The 20,062-nt window shown below is 43.3% G+C and carries 13 protein-coding genes; 9 read left to right on the top strand and 4 right to left on the bottom strand.

All coding sequences use genetic code 11. The features are described from left to right. Window positions 1–502: 502 nt before the first annotated feature. The 5 genes from CAL7507_RS00130 (at window position 503) to CAL7507_RS00110 (ending at window position 7,735) form a co-directional block, all read left to right on the top strand. The gene (locus CAL7507_RS00130; RefSeq protein WP_015126367.1) at window positions 503–1,669 is read left to right on the top strand and encodes a DegT/DnrJ/EryC1/StrS aminotransferase family protein; all 1,167 of its coding nucleotides are present in this window, start codon (window positions 503–505) and stop codon (window positions 1,667–1,669) included. A gap of 85 nt (window positions 1,670–1,754) precedes the next feature. Next, the gene (gene crtB, locus CAL7507_RS00125) at window positions 1,755–2,648 is read left to right on the top strand and encodes a cyanoexosortase B (protein WP_015126366.1); all 894 of its coding nucleotides are present in this window, start codon (window positions 1,755–1,757) and stop codon (window positions 2,646–2,648) included. Between the two features lie 377 nt (window positions 2,649–3,025). Further along, window positions 3,026–3,748, top strand: coding sequence for a cyanoexosortase B system-associated protein (locus CAL7507_RS00120; protein ID WP_015126365.1), 723 nt, complete (start codon window positions 3,026–3,028; stop codon window positions 3,746–3,748). Between the two features lie 367 nt (window positions 3,749–4,115). Next, on the top strand, window positions 4,116–5,477 hold the full coding sequence (locus CAL7507_RS00115) for a polysaccharide biosynthesis/export family protein (protein ID WP_015126364.1): 1,362 nt from the start codon (window positions 4,116–4,118) through the stop codon (window positions 5,475–5,477). Window positions 5,478–5,572: 95 nt separating this feature from the next. Beyond that, window positions 5,573–7,735, top strand: coding sequence for a polysaccharide biosynthesis tyrosine autokinase (locus tag CAL7507_RS00110; RefSeq protein ID WP_015126363.1), 2,163 nt, complete (start codon window positions 5,573–5,575; stop codon window positions 7,733–7,735). A gap of 84 nt (window positions 7,736–7,819) precedes the next feature. On the opposite strand, the gene CAL7507_RS00105 is transcribed toward CAL7507_RS00110, so the two are convergent. From CAL7507_RS00105 to CAL7507_RS00095, 3 genes are all read right to left on the bottom strand, one after another. Beyond that, entirely contained in the window at window positions 7,820–8,494 is a 675-nt protein-coding gene (locus tag CAL7507_RS00105) for a rhomboid family intramembrane serine protease (RefSeq protein WP_015126362.1), read from the bottom strand. Between the two features lie 276 nt (window positions 8,495–8,770). After that, a complete protein-coding gene (wecB, locus tag CAL7507_RS00100) occupies window positions 8,771–9,886 on the bottom strand; it encodes a non-hydrolyzing UDP-N-acetylglucosamine 2-epimerase (protein WP_015126361.1) in 1,116 nt (371 codons plus the stop codon). 394 nt (window positions 9,887–10,280) lie between these two features. Then, a complete protein-coding gene (locus tag CAL7507_RS00095) occupies window positions 10,281–10,655 on the bottom strand; it encodes a hypothetical protein (RefSeq protein ID WP_015126360.1) in 375 nt (124 codons plus the stop codon). A 711-nt stretch (window positions 10,656–11,366) separates the two neighbouring features. On the opposite strand from CAL7507_RS00095, the gene CAL7507_RS00090 reads away from it, so the two are divergent. Then, on the top strand, window positions 11,367–12,677 hold the full coding sequence (locus CAL7507_RS00090) for a type IV pilus twitching motility protein PilT (protein ID WP_015126359.1): 1,311 nt from the start codon (window positions 11,367–11,369) through the stop codon (window positions 12,675–12,677). 172 nt (window positions 12,678–12,849) lie between these two features. After that, window positions 12,850–13,602, top strand: a complete 753-nt coding sequence (locus CAL7507_RS00085) for a circadian clock KaiB family protein (protein WP_042341684.1) — start codon at window positions 12,850–12,852, stop codon at window positions 13,600–13,602. Between the two features lie 877 nt (window positions 13,603–14,479). Here the strand turns inward: CAL7507_RS00085 and CAL7507_RS00080 are convergent. Next, window positions 14,480–17,578, bottom strand: a complete 3,099-nt coding sequence (locus CAL7507_RS00080; protein ID WP_015126357.1) for a HEAT repeat domain-containing protein — start codon at window positions 17,576–17,578, stop codon at window positions 14,480–14,482. Between the two features lie 251 nt (window positions 17,579–17,829). On the opposite strand from CAL7507_RS00080, the gene CAL7507_RS00075 reads away from it, so the two are divergent. Together CAL7507_RS00075 and CAL7507_RS00070 are read left to right on the top strand one after the other, a co-directional pair. Then, window positions 17,830–18,198: an alr0857 family protein gene (locus CAL7507_RS00075; protein WP_015126356.1), complete on the top strand. Its 369-nt coding sequence runs from the start codon at window positions 17,830–17,832 to the stop codon at window positions 18,196–18,198. A gap of 419 nt (window positions 18,199–18,617) precedes the next feature. After that, a complete protein-coding gene (locus CAL7507_RS00070; RefSeq protein WP_015126355.1) occupies window positions 18,618–20,051 on the top strand; it encodes a hypothetical protein in 1,434 nt (477 codons plus the stop codon). The last annotated feature ends 11 nt before the right edge of the window (window positions 20,052–20,062 follow it).

Here is a 20,062-nt window from a genome sequence, read left to right as displayed (position 1 = left end):
TCCCTAATTTTGCCTCTGATAAACAAGCTGGGGACAAAATTTTTTACTATTCCGATAAATAGGTGATTTGATCATCTACGAGTTCGTAACTACTGGTACTAAATGTTCTCAGGAAAACTCGTGCATTCACTATTAATTTAGATTTTGCTGCTAGTTAGCGTTAGTTTTAGATTCGACGAGGGTAGCATAACACTAAGAATGGAAAAAATGTTTGGACATTCTTATATAGATCTAGGAAACTTCTAGTGTTTTTACTCAAGTTATTTTTGATTGAATTGATAACTACGTGAAAGTTACTAGGAGTATTTGCTATTGAATTTTAGGAGTCATGATACAGGTGTCAGAATATTTAAATAATACTAGGATGCTTATGTCTAAAAAAATGTGCATGTGGAAAATGAACTTTACTAAATAAAATTTGCTGAATTTATTTTATTAAGCCATAAAGAAGATAGCTATTTTCAAACAAGTTTTTGATATTTAATTTTGGGGTTGTCTGACAATGAATAAAACAATTACTAGAATTCCCTTTGTAGACCTTAACTTACAACATCAGCCGATTCAAATTCAACTAGAGCAAGCAATACAGGCTGTACTAAAACAGGGAGATTTTATTTTAGGGCAAGCAGTCTCAGATTTTGAGGCAGCATTTGCGGCTGCATCTGGCGCAGAATATGGTGTAGGTGTGGCATCAGGAACAGATGCGATCGCTCTCGGCTTAGAAGCCTGTAATATTGGTGCTGGGGATGAAGTGATTTTACCCGCTAATACTTTTGTCGCCACACTAATTGGAGTTCTACGTGTCGGAGCAAAACCAGTTTTTGTAGATTGCGATCGCCAAACAGCCTTAATTGATTTAGAAGCAGCAGCTAAAGCGATAACACCCCATACCAAAGCAATTATTCCTGTACATCTTTATGGTCAGATGGTATCACCAAGGCAACTATTAGATTTTGCCGATACTTACAAACTAATTATTTTTGAAGATGCAGCACAAGCACATTTAGCAGAAAGAGACGGATATCGGGCTGGTTCAGTAGGAACTGCAGCAGCTTTTAGCTTCTATCCCAGCAAGAATTTAGGAGCATTTGGAGATGGGGGAATGCTATTGACAAAAGACCCAAACATCGCCCAAAAAATGTTGCGCTTGCGGAATTATGGTTCATCGCAAAAGTATGTGCATATTGAATCGGGGACAAATAGTCGCTTGGATACTTTGCAAGCAGCGGTGTTGCGAGAAAAACTGCCATATTTACCAAAATGGAATAGCGATCGCCTAAATATTGCCCAGCAGTATGATCTAGAATTACAACCTCTAATATCCGCTGGCATCATTCCCATGCAAAACTACAGCGGTAGAGGACATGTGTATCATCTTTATGTAATTAGAATTGATGATTCTTGTCCCCTAGATCGCCAGCAAATTCAGGAACAATTGACAGCAGCTGGAATTCAAACTGGCATTCACTACCCGATCCCTTGCCATCTACAGCCAGCATTCACTAACTTAGGTTATCAAGTGGGAGATTTTCCCCAAGCAGAAAAGCTAGCAAAAGAAATATTATCATTACCCATGTATCCTGGTTTAAGCAATAGCCAAGTTAGAGAAGTAATAACAGCGATCGCATCCATTCTCAGCAGCGAACAGCAACAGTTATTGTGTATTTAATTTATTGCTGATTTATTAGCCAATAATCAGTTAACAGTCAACAGTCAACAGTTAACTGATTTCAAATTCCGCATTACTGAAAATCATGGCACTTCAAATACAGGTTAAAAATAGAAATACATCACAACTGTTAAATGTAGCAATTATAGGCATTCTATTATTACTTTATGTCCCCATATTGCTACACTGGTTAGATGGCTGGCTCCACAAAAACATTAGTATAGAACATGAATATTTCAGTCACGGAATGATTGGTCTACCATTTGCTGCCTATCTAGTTTGGTTGAAACGGAAACAGTGGCAACGTCTACCAGATACTACCCATCCTTTAGGCGCTGTTTTATTGTTAGTGGGGGGAGTTTTTTATTTAAGTGGTGTTCCTGAATGGGTTAACCTTTCCCTCCCCGCAATCCTCGCTGGATTATGCCTATGGTTCAAAGGTAGCTCAGGGTTTCGATTGCAAGGATTCCCCTTATTGCTAGTATTTCTCGCAACCCCAACAGCATTACCTTACCTGATTGTTCCCTATACCTTACCTCTCCAAAGTTTTATAGCAGGGACTGCAGGCTTCATCCTAAATCAATTTGGCATGGAAGTAACTGTTGACCAAACCAATCTATATGTTGGTGGACGAATTGTAGAAGTAGCCCCTTATTGTGCGGGGTTGAAAATGTTATTTACAACAATCTATGTCAGCTTAATGCTGCTTTATTGGACTGATGTCTTATCTTCACGCCGCATAACTATTTGGTTTTTATCCATTGCTGTTATCATTAGCATTAGTGCCAATATTGTTCGCAACACAATACTCACCTTCTTTCACGGTACAGGTCAAGAAGCAGGTTTTCATTGGTTGCATGACAGTTGGGGTGGCGACCTCTATTCTACTTGTATGCTGATGTTACTAGTACCCCTGTTGAACCGGATTAATAGCTATTTCTCTACAAATGTAGAAACTACAAAATTAGAAGAGACTTAGCTCGACTTTATTCAAAATTAAGAGCTTGGTCTTCTTTATCCGGCAAAAACCCTGGCTTTTGGCAAATACTTTTTTTCACGTCACTGATTATCGATAAATTACAAAAACTAAACCTAGTATCCGACAAGGGTTTCAGCGTCAGGTTTTAGGTTTCGCAAAAATGGATAAAGTCGAGATCAGATGCTACCCTGCGGGAACGCTAAGAGCGTAGCAAGATCCCCTACGGGGTACATTCCTCAACATGACATATAAGGAGACTTTTCAAACATCCTTCTCTAAAAGAGTACGAGAGGAAGAGGCGTTAAACCGCATTGGAACAAATGACAAATGATATGCAAAGCGAGTAAACTTTTGCCTAACTAGTGCAAATTTTACTGATGATTTCCTTATCTAAGTTGCTCAAGGGAAACCAATGGACTCAGGTAGTAGTACTGTTGTCATTGCTGGTGCTGTTGGGTGTGGGAGCAGTTCCCGGATACCTCACAGGACAATGGCAATGGCAAAAGCCATCACCTGTCTCCCATCTCAAAGAATTGAGACAGATACGCAAGACAGGGTTAACCCTCCCTGGTTGGCAAACTGTTGAACAAACCGAACAACAAGTCGGTGAAAAAAAATGGTCGTTACAAGTAATCAAGAAACCAGACTTGCCAACTCAGCCGATACTACTTTTGTTACCGCAAAATAGTTCTACTGCTCAACCAGAGGAGGAGTGGTCAGAAATTAACAGTTGGGGAAAGTCACGCTGGGGAAAGTGGGATATAGCTCAATACCGCTCCGCCGAATTTACTTTTAAACCCCCATCAGGATTAGGGTCAAATACTACAACTAAAATAGACGCTAGGTTCTTTCGCGCCTCTACACCACAGGAATCTTTTGCTGTATTACAATGGTACGCCTTGCCCGACGGTGGACACCCATCACCTTTACGCTGGTTTGTGGCAGATCAATTAGCACAGTGGCGCAAACATAGAACTCCTTGGGTTGGGGTGAGCATTCTCATACCCATAGAACCTTTAGGACAAGTGGAGACAGCCTGGTCTTTAGCTCAGTCTCTTGGGGAAACAGTACAAGTGGCGTTAATGGCAGGCCCTTTGTGACTAGCTGTTGTATAGTTTGCACATTGAGGCAGCATGGGAGAGGATTTAGAGGTTTTGCCTAATCATGATCGTTATGCAATTTGCAGGCACGACAGTTATACCAATTCATGAAAAGCTTGCTACAAGTCTTTGTAGGGGCTTAGGGCAAGCCCTAAGCCCCCATACTAATTTTCTAAAATCAAGCATCAGGTTTCAGAATTGGGTATGAAATATTACGTAAAAAACCGTAAATTCTTCATCATTTTACCCAAAATCCTAGTATCCTTTTTCATAGCATATCCTTTCAGAAAAAGGAGACACTTTAGGTATTTGCAGAGTAAAATGGCGACTCGGCGCGACTCATTATGATTTCGGCTTTACTGCACAAATGTTTATAGCTCTCAATTCTCATATACGTGCATTCAGCGCCTTGTGTTTTGTCGGGTTTCAATTAGGCGTTTTTTTGACAACAGTAACTCAACCTGTTGTTGCCCAGCCTATACCATCTCCAGAACAATCACCAGGACAACCATCCCCGCTTCCAGCAGATGCGGAACTTGTACCACCAAGTGCAAATGAAGAAAATTCCCCCCAACTCAACCGCTATCTTTTAGGTCCAGGAGATGTAGTTAGTATTGGACTTCAGCGCCCTCCTGGTGCATACCGTTTAGGACCAGGAGATGCCATTAGTGTTGTAGTTCAGCGCTTTCCCGATTTGAGCTTTCAAGCAGCTATTAATCCAGAAGGTAACGTTGTTGTACCACTACTAGGAACAGTGTCACTACAAGGTTTGACTCTACAAGCAGCACAAGAAAAAATCCGCGGGTTGCTTAATCGTTACGTTATTAATCCAGTTATAGTTCTGTCATTATCAGGGCAGCGTCAGGATTTAAATATTCAAGCGGTAATTAATCCAGAAGGTAACATTGTCGTGCCACAAGTAGGGACTGTATCCTTGCAAGGCTTGAGTTTGGAAGAAGCCCAAGAAAAAATTCGCTTGGGTTTAAGTCGTTTTCTGGTCGATCCAATTGTGGTTGTTTCATTAGCAAATCCGCGACCAGTCCAAGTGACTGTGAGCGGGGAAGTTTTTCGTCCGGGAATTTATTCTATTTCGTCGTTAACACCCCGCGTTCCTGATGCTTTGCTCTCATCTGGTGGTTCGACGACGATCGCAGACCTGCGACAAGTACAAGTACGTCGGCGGTTGCTGGATGGTTCGGTGATTTCAAAAACTATTGACCTATACGCGGCGCTACAAAATGGCAGTTCATTGCCTAATTTACGACTACAAGACGGTGATGCGATCGTTGTACCGCGTCGGGAAGTTGGTACTGATGATGGTTACGATCGCAATTTGGTAGCTCGTTCCACTTTGGCCATACCACAAATTAAAATCAGGGTCTTAAATTATGCATCAGGGGGAATCGTCAATCAAGCACTGCCTAATGGTAGTAGTTTTGTTGATGCTTTAAGCGGCATCAATCTCGATACTGCCAACCTCCGGGATATCGCCCTAGTACGCTTCGATCCTGAAAGAGGACAAGCTGTTACCCAAAAACTTGATGCAAAAAGGGCTTTGGGAGGCGATATATCTCAAAATGTGCCACTCCAAGACAATGATGTTATTGTTGTTGGCCGTAACCTCATCGGTAGAATTACTAATGCTCTGACTACGATTACCCAACCATTCTTTAATATTCAAAGCTTCATCCGCTTCTTCGACTTCTTTAGCGGTGGATCTTCAAAATAGATCCGCTTTGAGGGAGTAGCAGAGTGCGGGAGTGGGAGGAGATGTGGTTCGGCTGCACTCACCAACCGGGAGAAATAATTAATGACAAATGACAAATGACACCACCAATTGTTAAACGTTATCTTATTGCTTTTGAAAAATATAAGTGGATTGGACTAGCCAGTTTTGTTTTAGTTGTGGCGGGGTCAACGGTTGTCGCTGTACAACCAGAGCCACCCCCCATATACATAGCAGACGGCGCACTTACATATACGCGTCCACCAGTTTCATTCTCGGCAACTGGTACTGAAATTCAGCAGCAAGGACAGGCGCTGAGTGAGGAAGTTTTGCTATCTAACCAGATTATTGAATCTGTGGCAGCGAAGGTCAATGTTAAACCAGACAAGATTGGTAAAAGTGTTGCACTCAGTCTGCCCAAAGCAGCAGATAGTAAGGAGAAAGAGGCGGCAGCATCTACCGTTATTGTCATCAAATATAGAGATACTAATGCCAAGCTAGCTAAAGAGATATTGCAAGAATTGATGCTGGAAATGATTAAGTTGAGTGGCAATATTAATAGTGGACGATTAAACGCAATTATTGAGAAGATTAACGAGCGTGTACCGCAGGTTAAAGGGGAACTACAAGCTGCGGAAAAAAGATTAGAACAATACGATCGCATCGAACGACCAGCAATATTAGCCGCTGAAAATGGTAGTCTGCTGGGTGCAGTTACTAGCAGTCAAAATCAGCAACGCCAAATTCAACTAACTATTTCGGGGCTAGATGCCCAAATTCTCAGTTTGCAGGACAAATTGGGCTTAAATGTCAAACAAGCTTCTATTTCCTCAGCTTTGAGTGCCGATCCCATTATTGCCAGCTTGCGATCGCAAATTTATCAAACTGAATCACAAATGGCCTTGCTCCGCAAAGATTTGCGACCTGAACACCCAACAATGATTCAGTTGCAGCGCCAGAAACAAGCCTCAGAGGAATTGTTACAACAACGTGCAGCAGAGGTGATTGGGGGTAGTGGTATCACTACGCCATTAGCTGGTAATGTTCAGAATATCCGTACTCAAAGCAACTTAGATCCAGCACGGCAGCAGTTAGCAAACCAGATGGTGGCTTTGCAAACCCAACGAGACACACTAAAACAACAATTAGCGCAACAAATCAAAGAAGAAGTAAAACTGCGCCGAGAATATTCTCTAATACCTAATAAACAATTAGAGCGATCGCGTTTAGAACAAGAGGTTGCACTCAAAAAAGCCGTCTATGACCAAATGCAGGCGAAGCTAACTGACGCTAAAACAGCAGAAGCAGAAACTGTCACCAGCCTCAGCGTTGCCAAACCACCAACAATACTCCCTCTGATCATCAAACCAAAAAGCCTGCCTGTCACCCTGGCTATTGGTGGTTTTATGGGATTGGTGGTTGGTGGTGGGGTAGTGTTTTTATTAGGTTCGTTAGAGGGAACTTTCAAAACCAAAGAAGATATCCGCGAGAGCCTCAAACAGCGGGAAGTGGCAGTTTTGGGAGAAATCCCCATTATGCCAGTAGATGACTTAGATAAATCTGCTGTGCCAGTTATCTTGGCATTAGATTCTCCCTATTTAGAATTTTATGAGAAATTCCGCAGTAATTTACGCCGTATTGGTGGGAAGAATTTAAAGGTGGTGTTAATAGCTAGCACCGTTAGTTCTGAGGGGAAAACAGCCACTGCTTATAACTTGGGTATAGCTTCCGCCCGTGCTGGCAAAAGAACTTTGATTATTGAAACAGATGTGCGATCGCCTTCTTGCTGTTCATCCCTCAAAGTTACCTCCGATCCTGACGCCACTATTGAACCCCTACGCTATTATGCCAGACTGAGCGAATGTATCCACCTGGTTCCTGATGTAGAAAATTTATACATTATTCCCAGTCCAGGGCCTGTGCAACAAGCCCCAGCAATTCTCGAATCCAGCGAAATGCGAAGGCTGATGGAGGATGCCCGTGAACGCTATGACTTAGTAATTTTAGATACTAGTCCCCTCAGCCTATCTAATGATCCTTTGTTAATCCAACCCTACAGCGATGGGATCATCTTGGTGACGCGACCAATTTATACACAAGAAAACATGCTGGGTGAAGCGGTTGATCAATTGATGGAATCTGAACTGGGGCTGTTGGGCGCGATTATCAATGCTACTGATAGCGTCGTTTCACTGCCTGAACCGGTTTTAGAACCAGCCACAACTTCACCACAGGAAGAATCAGCAGAAGTATCTATATAGGGAATGGAGACTGGGGAATAGGTGTTCACCAATCATCCTTGACTCCCGACTCCCAACTCCCAACTCCCGACTCCCGACAAACCCCTAATATTCTCGCCTAAATAACCCAAATAAAGGAGCAAGGATTATCCCGAAGACAAAGCCACCAATATGTGCCCAGTAAGCAACTCCGCCTGTTTCCACGCTCATATTAGCGGCAACTTGCAAACTAGCTAGACCAGAAATCACATTCTGAAGAAAGAAAATTCCGATCAAGATCATGGCCGGAATTCTGATAGTAGTGACGAAAAATCCTAAAAAAACCAAGCTCATAATCCTAGCTTGAGGGAAGCGGATAAGATAAGCACCCAATACCCCAGAAATTGCACCACTTGCCCCCAAGGAAGGAATCCCCGAATTCATGCCAATAAACCACTGGCACAAAGCGGCTAAAGCACCACATGCCAAATAAAAAATCAGATATTTAACATGACCCAAGCGGTCTTCAATATTGTTACCAAAAACCCAGAGAAACAACATATTCGATATCAAGTGCCACCAACCACCGTGCAAAAACTGGGACGTAAATAACGTCGTCCATTCTCCAGCAAAGTTGGTGGTCAACTCTCGTGGTACTACAGCATACAGCTTGAAGAATAGTTCTAGTTGTTCATTTGACAGACTATATTCATGAAGAAAAACTAAAATATTCATGCCAATCAACCCGTAGGTCAAATACGGTGTGATTCGCGTCTGATTTTCGTCGTAGAGAGGAAACACAGGTGTTTTTCCTAATCATTGATAACTGCAATATAACTTGAACGGTGGGCAGTTGATAAGTCTAGGAAATTTAACCATTTCGCTCTCGTCCTCCACGCTTATTTGAGAAAGACAAATCGGATCTGTCATTTGTCCTCTCTTTCAAAGTTCTGAGCGCCGGCTTCCGGCGATCAGACTTTGCGCTTTGTCCTTTGTCATTTGTTAAAGGTTTTAAACCTATTTACGTTTCGTAACATAATTTGGTTTATGCCCGCAGACTTATGCGGGACGTCACTTTCAGCCAACACTTAAATAATTTTGCACTATTTGCAAAATTCGCTCTGCTGCCTTACCATCCCCAAAAGGATTAATGGCGTTGGCCATTGTTTCATAAGCTTCAGGATTACTTAGCAACTCAGCCGCCGCCACAACAATGTCTTTGCTGATAGTTCCCACAAGTTTAGCCGTACCTGCCGCAACTGCTTCTGGCCTTTCTGTTGTTTCTCTGAGAACTAATACTGGTTTCCCTAAGCTGGGTGCTTCTTCTTGTAATCCACCAGAGTCAGTGAGTAAGAAATGCGATCGCCCAATTGCTCCCACCAACTCTGCATAATCTAAAGGTTCTGTCAAGAAAATTCGGGGATGATTTCCTAATAAAGCCTGTAAAGGTTCTCGTACCGTCGGATTACGGTGTAATGGTAAGAGCATTGCTGTATCAGGAAACTTATCTAATATCTGTAAAAACCCCTCAGCAATTCCTTGTAATGGTTCTCCCCAATTCTCTCGACGGTGAACTGTTGCCAATAGGGTGCGATATGAATTCCATTCCAAGCCTGGTATATTGCAAGCTGGCTCAGTTGCAGCCACATTCAACAATGCATCAATTACCGTGTTACCAGTCAAGTGAACTTCACCCAAAACACCAGAACGCCGCAAATTTTCTACAGCCAAAGGTGTCGGTGCAAAGTGCAACTGGGTGATTTGAGAAATTAGCCGCCGATTAGCTTCTTCTGGATAAGGATTGAATAGCTCATCAGTTCTTAAGCCAGCTTCTACATGACCCACAGGAATTTTTTGATAAAACGCTGCCAAGGCTGCAGCAAAAGCTGTGGTAGTGTCTCCTTGTACAATCACCAAATCTGGCTTGCTTTCTTGGAATAAAGTCTCCAAGCCTCGCAAGCTGCGACAAGTAATATCACTCAGAGATTGTTGCGGCTGCATAATTTCCAAGTTACCATCTGCCTTCAGGTTGAACAGCTGCATCACTTGCTCAACCATCTCACGATGCTGTCCAGTCAAAATTACTCGCAATTCAAAATCTGGGGAATTTTGAAAAACCTGAATTACCGGAGCTAGTTTAATTGCTTCCGGACGAGTGCCCAAGATAATGTAAACTCTTTTTTGCTCAGTCATTAGTGATTAATTAATAGTCATTCGTCAATCATCAATATAGCAATCTGGAATCATGTGTGAGACGATTGGGTAAACAAAAATCGCTACTACACGAATAAGTCCCACCTACGTATACTTTATAGTAATAACCTATGGAGTCAGGCTTTGTCTGTTTATCCGAAATTTGTCATTGCTAGAGTAGAATAAAATTTTACTTGTTAACTAGAGCTTAAACCTAAGTATTTTACCGCCACTCAACTCTGTCTATGTAAAGAGGAACTAAATTTATCGATGGGGTTTTCCCCCTGCTCTCTACCCCCTGCACCCTTCAATGATTCCTGACTCCCCAAGACAAATAAACATGAAAAAACCCGGGTGAACCGGGCGCACTGTTTGTCGAATTTAGCTGTGATGACTATAGTTTGAGATCACAAGTTAAAGGGCAAGCAGCGTAGACACTAGTCTGCATTTGCTCGGCTTCACCATGCAACCAACTTAGCCATTTAATTTGTTTTGGGTGTACGCCCTTAAAGGTTAATACACCAGCAGCGATCAAAACTGCCATGACATTAAACATAATCAAACCGCCTGCTACCAGCAAAACAGCGCTAACAGGCATGACTGATTGCAACACAATCGACAACAGACACCCGACCGTAGCCATTAAAACTACTAATGGAAAACCAACAACCAATAAGCATACTGCCAATGTGAAAGTCCAGATCAAAAAGCTTTTGATCATCAACAAGGAGTAGGTCTTACCTAGATTAGAGCTATCAGCCGAAACCATGACTTTTCCTCCCAAATACACAGCAAGAAAATTAACTTCAGTCTTATTTCGCTTTTGACAAGCAAAATTTATCTTTTAGTGAAGTTCAGTATATAAAAACCATCTGAGAAAATGAGCATTTGTTTACTAAAGTTTACAGTCAGTTTTTTGTAATTATGAATGTAAAGTCAGGTTTACTTCTATGGGAAACGCTAGTTTTCTACATCTATCTTAGGGCGTAGACCACAAAGATCATTAGTGGATTAACTGGGTTGCCAACCCACTAAGCCGATTTTGGTTAACATTTCTTATAAAAAAGAACTGGGATTCTCATAATTCTCTAATAGGGCTGAATAAATGCTCTGTTAATGATTTTGCAGTTAATTGCTAGCAACTTGTGTCTCGACTTGAGAAAAATTTCTCATCTAATAGGCTGAAGTTTTCATAATACAACTCTAATGCTGTATTAATCACATTTAATTATCCAGGTAATTACTGAGGCTTTGTCTGGTATTGGGTGTGTTAAACAGGTTTATGGAGAGTTAAAGCATTGCTATTGAAATCTTAGCTGACGTATTCAAAGAGTCACAAACTATACTTGCAATTATAGTGAAATGGCACTGACCGTTACTTGAAAGTTCTGAGCAGACAGACACTGACTACTCTGCCTTTGGGCGTCCTGATGGCGTCTTCTCAATAAATCAACATTTTGCCTGCAAATTATAAAGATATATGACAGAAACACAACGTCCATTAAGTTCCAACTCTGCTGCTACACGTAATGCGCCACCAATGCCACCACCACCCCCAACGCCAACCATAAGTACGCAGCGTCAGGCGACGCAAACGTTGGATATGTCAGCAAATAACAACTCCAGCCACTCTACTGCTCAAGCTGCACCGCCTCCACCCCCTGCTGCGGCTCATCGTCCAGGAACTCCACCGCCAATTCCGCAAACTGTAAGCGCCAAACCCAATAGTTCAGGAGTGACTTTAGAGCAGTTAATTAAGGAAGCTCACGACAAAGGAATTTCTGACCTTCATTTGGGCGTAGGTGAACCCCCCCGCTTCCGCAGCCGAGGCGAAATCGTTGGCACGGAATATCCAGAAACAGATAAAGAAAGTTTCATGAGTTGGTTGCGGGAGGTGATGACTGAGGCGGAAATTCAGCGCTTTGAAGAACATTTAGAATTTGACGGTGCTACTCAGTACGAATTTGCCCGTGTGCGGATCAATGTTTTTGGCTCTCTCAAAGGACCAGCAATGGTTTTGCGGTTGATTCCGCTGAAAATCTTGACGATGGAACAGTTAAAATTACCTCCGGTGTTTAGGGATATCTGCCATTCTCACAAAGGTTTAATTTTGGTAACTGGGCCTACTGGTTCTGGGAAGTCCACAACGATGGCAGCCATGATTGACTACATTAATAAAGAGATGGCCAAGCACATCATTACCATCGAAGACCCAATTGAATTTGTCCACCAAAGCCGTAAGTCTTTAGTCAAGCAGCGGGAAGTGGGAATGCACACCCGGAAATTTGACAATGCTTTGAAAGCAGCTTTGCGGGAAGACCCAGATTTGATTCTGGTGGGGGAAATGCGGGATAAAGAAACAGTCAACACTGCTTTAAAAGCTGCTCAGACTGGTCACCTGGTAATGGGTACTTTGCACACTAATAGTGCTGTGAAAACCATTGAGCGGATTCTCAATCTCTACTCAGCAGAAGAACAGGATTCAATGCGGGTAGCAGTTTCTGAGTCCTTAGTCGCAGTGATTGCTCAAGGTTTGTGTCGCACGACTGATGGCAAGCGGGCTGCTTTTCACGATGTCCTGATCAACACTGATGCAATTAAAGAATGGATCAAAGATGGTAAGTATGATGAAATTGGCGAATTGATGAAGCAAGCCGGTTTTGATGGCATGATTACAATGAACCAGTCTCTGCTCAATCTCTATCAGGATGGCCGTATCACTGAAGAAACTGCCTTAGAAATGTCGCCTACTCCTAACGAAATGGCTCAATTCCTCAGAGGGCGAGTTTAATCGGAGTTGGGAGTTGGGAGTTGGGAGTTGGGAGTCGGGAATTAGGAGTTGGGAGTCAAAGTATAATTCCCCCTGTTCCCAGCCCCCTGCCCCCAGTCCCCAGCCCCCAGCTCCCAGCTCCCAGCTCCCTGCCCCCTACCCCCTGCCCCGTTCCCCACTCCCTGTAAATAACTTGACTACAGATAAACTATCTAGACCCCAGTTGTTTAAAGGGATTGCCTTATTTACACCTGGAGGAGATTTAATTTACTGCATCGACCCTAGTAAGCATGGTCGATGGCATTTGCATTTGTGTGCTGCTTTACAGGAAATTTTAGACTTACCAGAACCGCCTCATTTTTTAGTGCCTTGTTACACAGCGACTATTGACCACTGGTTAGATCCACGTAACCAGCAAGCGCGAACTTTTGCGGAAGCTTATCCGGCTGTTATACGACACCAGGCTGTGCTGAATGCTATTTTTAGGACAGGGGATCTAGTATGGCAAGCGGCTCCTTGGCAGGAGGGAATGTGCGATCGCATGGTGTTAGCAACTTATCGCTCTTCGTTTCCTCAACTTTGGGAAGACCACGATTTAATTGTCCGCCTAGACCTTGCTGAACCAACACCAAAATATCGTCACGCTGTGACATCAGCACAAAAGCTGCAACTCAAAACACAAGGTTATGTTCTGCGCTTGTTTGTTGCCGGACATAGTGCGAATACTGAGCGTATCCTGCACAATCTGCACGAACTGTTAGAGCGATCGCTCGGACATCCTTATACTTTAAAAGTGGTTGACGTGTTGACAAATCCAGAGCAAGCAGAAATCGATCAAGTTTCAGCCACTCCCACCCTCGTCAAAGTCTGGCCTCACCCAATTCGGCGAATTGTGGGGGATCTAGACCATGCGGAAAAAATCTTACAGATGTTGGGCGCTCAATAAAAATAGAGATTGCAGATCAAAGTTTATATTAGAGGCGATCGCTTTGTTTTTTGCCCAGTTCACTACCCTAGAGATAGGGTTTAAAAGAATAGCAGTAAAAATTTATATACTAATGCTGTCAATATTGAAAGTTTTTTTTATACATATTGCAATAAAACACTTAGTAGCATTTTTAACAAACATCAAAACGTTATAAAAGAGTTCCAGTCAAACTAAGGGGTATTACCCCTCGATATTATCCAGATTTAACAGTGTAAAATGAGACTGGGTTTAAAGAAATGTTTTGATTAAAAATCCCGCTCAAAATTTTTTGAGTGGGATATTTTTGTAATCATGTTGATTATTGATTGGCATCTCGCTACCGCAAAACGGAATTTGTCATACTTGCTAAAGAAGTGAGCAGCAAGCTACGTAATTCGTATACCGCAAGCATTATTAGCCATCTCCAGCGCCATCACTGGGATTTTTTTGACAGCAAATAAATCTAAATGGCGCAAGTTGTCAAAATTCGAGCCAATATGGCTCCACTAGCAGAATAAAAGTTAGTAGTATTTAGAAGACTTAGCTTATAGTGTCCTCTTTAAAGAGCCTCTATCACTAAAGCTCTCACATCCATAGCTTATGATTAAGCCCTCTCATCATCAGTGAGGGCTTTTGCTTGCAAATATTCGATAAGGGGAGGGTTAGGGTGGGGTGACGAGGATAGTCATGGTAAGTGAGTAGTTTTCAAGGCTTTCACTTAAGTTGACACAGATGGGCAGTGCCGTGCTACTACGGATGTACCTCCCGCTTGTCGGGAAACGCTATATATCAGAATTTAGGAGCTAGAATTCAAAGTAAAATAGGCTTTAGTCCTGGCTTTGAGACTACAATATTTCTATGATGATGAATAGTGCCAAATTTGATAAAATTCTTCATATTTCATAGTTCCTGCACAGTGCCAAATAAGTTTATAACACTCGCGGAATTGTTCTAATTCATGTTCGCAGATTCCATCATCAAAGTAATTTTTTAATGATGCAATAACTACTGGCATTTGTGCATCGAGGAGTATTTCTTTTAAATTATCTGCTGTACGCTTGCGAACTGATTCACTATTGCTTGACTTGAGGAGTTGCAATAAGGTGTTAAATGCCATTTGATTCCCTGGATCAAGCTGTGCCAATTTGTAGGCTTTGCGTCTGCGGGTATCTTCATCTTCACAGGATGTGATGCCGCGAACTAAAGAGGAAAGGCGGGCAGGGGAGGAGGAAGGAAGAGGGGAAGATGGGGAGGGTTTGCTCAAGTCTAAGGGTTCAGGTGAACGAAGTGCTTTGAGGTTTTCTGTGGCTTGTCGTCGCTGGGATATATCTGTGGCAGATGCGGCGATTTGCTCTAATGTGGAAATGGCAATCGCATTCTCAAAATCAAGTTTCCCTAAACTGTAAGCGGCTTTGCGACGGGTTGATTCATTTTTGGTGGTAGCAATAATTTCCACTAGGGCTGTAATGGCTGTTTGGTTGCCAGGGTCTACCCTTCCTAGATTATACGCCGCTTGCCAACGAATTGTTTCATGGCGGACTGTGGCAGCGAGTGTTTCTAAAGCAGCGATCGCAATTTTATTACCTGGATCAAAGACTTTACCCAAGCTATAAGCGGCATTCCAGCTATCGAATACGTTCCGGTTGGACTGGATAAACTGCTCTAAAGCAGCGATCGCTTTTGGGCGATCGGTCTTTAATAAAGCTACCCGCGCCCCCTCAATAATTGGCGGCGGATATCTCCACCACTTTTGTTTTTTCTCATGGAAATAGCCAAAACGCCACTTAATCAATTGCTGAACAATATCATCAGCTTTGAGGCAATCTGCAAACTCAGCAATTCCTTGGGCTGCCAGAAAATAGGCTTGATAGTGATAGCATCCCCCGCAGCCATCAGAAAACTCAATTAATGCTTGCATAAATTCCTCTTTATCTGCCCGTGGGATATCCTCTCTACCTAACCACAGCAGAATTACCTCCCGCCATTGTGACTCGAAAATGCGGTAACTGGGGATTGGGGATTGCACTTCGACTTCGCTCAGTGCCCAGGGATTGGGGATTGGGTAATCAGGAAATTTTCCACTACTTCCTAGTCCCCAGTCCCTAGTCCCCAGTCCCCAGTCCCTGCTTCCTAATGTGTGATTTAAAAAGAAACGCCAATCAGTGACAGCTTGAGCAGCAAAGTATTCTTGAAAAGTGGGATGGTAAAAGGCATAAACTTTTTCCCCTTGAGTTTCTGATATACCCACCTGATTGAGCCAACCTAACTGTAATGCCAATGAAAATAAACCATCATCAGCAGTGCCTAAAACCTCACAGATAAAGCGATGTCGCAGACGAAACTTGGTTTTTTCTTGGGCTATAGCCAACAGTGCTAATTCTCCTAGCCCATGATTTAACCGCTGTCGTTGGGCTGGAGTTGTCGGAAAGCGATCGTGTTTCCACTCATAAATTGACTGCACAAACTGCTCATACAGCATCGCTTTGGTGTTGGGTAATCCTCCTTGTCCTAATCCCCAAATACGACACAACAGCGCCAAGCGTAGGGGGTTTTTGACTGCATCTTTCAGCCGTCGTCGTTCTGGTTGATTTAATTCTGTCCGCAGACTGTCTCCACAGGTGGGATTGTCTTGAAACCACCGTTGAATGAACTGTTCTACTTTGTTGGAATGGGGAGAGAGTTCATGACTGTAAGTAAAATTCAGGTTGCGATAGACATTAAAAGACTCTAGTGCATTTTTACCTCCATCCCAAACGTTGAGCCGACAAGTGAGGATGATGGTGGAATCTGCTACCCAACCTTTTAAAAAGCTGGCAATTTTGGCTAGGGCGTGGCTGGATTCAATAGCCATTTCATCAACAGCATCCAAAAGTAACCAAACCCTTCCTTGATTGAACTGTTCGCAAAATGCTTCTTCTATTTCTGGAGGAACGCGCAGCTTACGGGTAGCGGAGGGTAGCCAATCTTGAATGAGGTATTGCTCTAAAGTTTTACCTTGTAAGTCTGCTAGAGACACCCAAATGGGCAAGTCTTCAGTGTTATCTAATATCCATGCGGCAACTTTCTGGAGCAAAGTAGTTTTTCCTGCCCCTGGTTCTCCGATAATGGCGATGCGCTGGCTGGTTTTTTGCTGGGCGCAATGTTGGATAAATTGATTATGGTCAAAAGTTGGAGTAAATTCAGCGTCTTCTGGTTCGTATAATCGTGAACCCTCTTGAGGAGTCACATCACCCCGATGACGTAGACGTTGTTTGCGTTCCACTAATCCCAAGGGGATATAAACCTGATCTAGTTCAAAAGTGACACCATCGGCGCTGGTGAGGGGATTGGTGGTGAGTCGTCTGTGATTTTGCGTTTCTAAATTGCTGCGGCAAAGTTGCTGCCAATTGGGAAGATGATGGGAGGATAAGCGATCGCGCTTGCCATTATTAGGCAAAACCTGTAAATCCTCTCCCTTGCTCCCTGCACCCTTGTCCTGAGCGAAGTCGAAGGGCTGCTCCCCTACCTCTTTTTTGGTGTCTCCAGTGACTTGTTTTGACTTTTCGGGGCGGCGGTGTTCCCATTCAATGTCAAATTGTTGCAAGTTGGCTGCGATGTTTTGGCGTTTGTGCCACAGTTTGAGGGTGAAGTGCCAAGTTTCGGAACCGCTACGAGAGGGACGATTATCTTCGAGAATTTCTAAGAAATCGGAAAATCTTTGTAAGGCTTCTTTGATTTGTTGGGCGTTTAATTGACTTTCATCTGAGGCTAAACCTGTCAAAGCCTCCAAGAATCTGACTTTTGTCCTGACAACCAAACGATGTTCTGATTGCCAACGAGTGAGGATTTGGGGGCGCAAGCTGGCTAAGACTGATTCATCCCGACAGTCTGTTTCATCGTTAGCATAAACTAACAACGCTCCTAATAAGCGACGCGATCGCCTTTTTACTTCTGGGCCATAACTCGTTCTTGCCATCGCTATCCACAAAGTTCGGGGAATCCCCCAAGTTTACCAACTTCCCCCAGGTGTCTGAACCTGATTGTACAAGCCTTTCCCAATGCTGAATACCCTGGTGGCTTGGGGGAAATTCCGCAAGATATTCTAAATTTATAGATAAACAACGCTGAATTCACAGATAAATAAACCGAAGCATACAACTGCCAAGTTGAATGTATACATAAGCGAACCGCAGCCGACAACTAAAAACAGGATGTTAATTAGCCATTATGCTAAAACTTACCTACGCCGAGAATAGCTTTAACCTAGAGCTGATCAATGAACCTTGGGAAAATTGGGTGAATAAAAGAGTAGTCTTGGCTTTGAGTGCTGCTACACAAATTTATATGAAACCTAGCACGGCTGCTTTTGTGATACCTGCTCAATTGTCGGATCTAGCTGATTTAGAAAAGCTAGCTCCAGCCAATATGATTGAACTTTGCCCTTGTGATGCCTCGTGGGTGGAAGTTATTCTCAAGGGTATTTGGTTAACATCTGATGCTAATAGTGAAGTTGGTGTTTTCGTGACTTCCTTGAGCAAAGCTGCTGAGTTATTACTTGAGAAAATTGCACAAAGTGAACAATTTTGTCATGTTTAAATCAGTTTTGCTGTTCGCGGGACTCTGGTACGACTTCCGTTCCAACCTGTTAAGTTGTCCAACATAGTCGTGCTGTCCTTTCCCCGAACAGCAACCCCTCTGGGGAATGCAAAATTTAAAATATTTAATATAGCAACCTGGTTTAATTGTTGAAAAAATCTAAGTATTTGTAGGGTGGGCACTGCCCACCATATCCAGGTACTTTACTGTAGAGATGTGATTAATCGAATCTCTACAACTGTACACTGATTCAGTCTTGCTGTTCGCGGGACTCTGGTACGACTTCCGAACCCAGATTGTAAACCTGTCCTAGTCAGTCGTGCCGCCTTTCCCCGAACAGCAACCCCTCCAGGGAATTTAAAATTTAAAACATTTAATATTTTCAGAGGGCGGGGTTTCCCCGTCCCTACCAATTGATTATGAATACTAACTCTATTAACCGTGTTGAACAGGTGGCGCGGGAAGATTTGGTGATGTTTATCAATGCTTGTCTGGCTTGCACTGGACAACGTGAGTTTTATGATGATGCTTATGGGCAGCGGGTATCAATTGACTTTTTACACGACTATATTTTGGGTAATTACCGTCTGTTATATGCCCGTTGTTTGGCGGTGGGTATCAATCATTTTAATCAAGTGGAGATTATCCTGAAGTTGTTGGCGACGGGACGAGATGTCGCTAAAGAACACCGGGAAGAAGAAGGGGCGCTGATTGCTCATGCACTCAACGCTTTACCTCCACAACGAGCTTGGGGTGTGTTGCAACAGTTACGTCAACGCCATATTAATAACCGTCGCAGTCGGGCGATCGCTCGTGATTATCTGAGTATGCGCCGGGATGTGAGTTTTGATGCGGTGAAGTATCGCCCGAAAGTGAGAGCGATCGCAGCTCACGCACACCTCAAACTCCAGGGGGAATTAGGTACTTTTCTCTTCCGCAACTGGAAACAAAAGGTGTATGAAACCAAATTATTTGAGCAGTTTCGTCAAGCACACTATAGCGCTGAAGCTGTTTATCATCTGCCTTTCACGGTTGCAGAAGGATTAGCAGTCAAACACAAAATTCCTCGTCATGTTTTTTTGTCGGGGATTCAACAACAAATGACTGTGGGGGAAAAATTGCGTTTCCAAGGTGCTGCAGAACGTACTGAGAAAGTAGAAATTGACTTAGATTTTGGACGTTTGCCCTTGACTAAATTAGCTTTATATATACTTTCCTTGCCGTGGGAGACTCGACAACAGCAGTGGGATATTTTCCATCAAGCTTTAGAGCGATCGGCGCGATCAGTGTTGATAAAAGCACCTTTAAAACTAGGACGAGTTGCAGCTGTCTTGGATTGCAGCTACTCCAGTTTTGGATCTAGTGAAAAACGCCGTCGTCCTTTGGGTGTAGCGCTGGCTAGTCATTATTTACTCCAAGCTGCTGCGAAAGAATATCGAGCTTTTTGGACAGTACCCGTAGAAGATACCTTACAAGTCCGTCCCCGTGGACAAACTGACTTAGCCACACCACTGTTAGCAGCCTTGGGTTCTGGGGCGGAGTTGGTAGTGATTGTTTCCGACGGTTGCGAAAACTCTCCGCCTAACGGCGCTGCGGAAGTACTGCGGGTATTCCGCACTAAATTAGACACTGGGCGGCGTACTTCCATCATCCACTGCAACCCTGTGTTTAATTCTGAAGATTTTTCTTTGCGTAACCTCAGCCCAACTATCCCAACGGTGGGGTTGAGAGACGCAGAAGATTTACCAACCATGCTGGGTTTTGCTCGATTTGCCGACGGTTCTGCGCCTTTGTCGGAATTGGAATCATATTTGGCGGAACGAGTTAAGGAAATGTTGGGGAATGGGAAATAGGGCATGGGCTT

Origin of the sequence: Calothrix sp. PCC 7507, from assembly GCF_000316575.1 — a bacterium.
Lineage (GTDB): Bacteria > Cyanobacteriota > Cyanobacteriia > Cyanobacteriales > Nostocaceae > Fortiea.
Note: the sequence above shows the minus strand (reverse complement) of the source record. Positions and strands in the feature narration are given on the sequence as shown.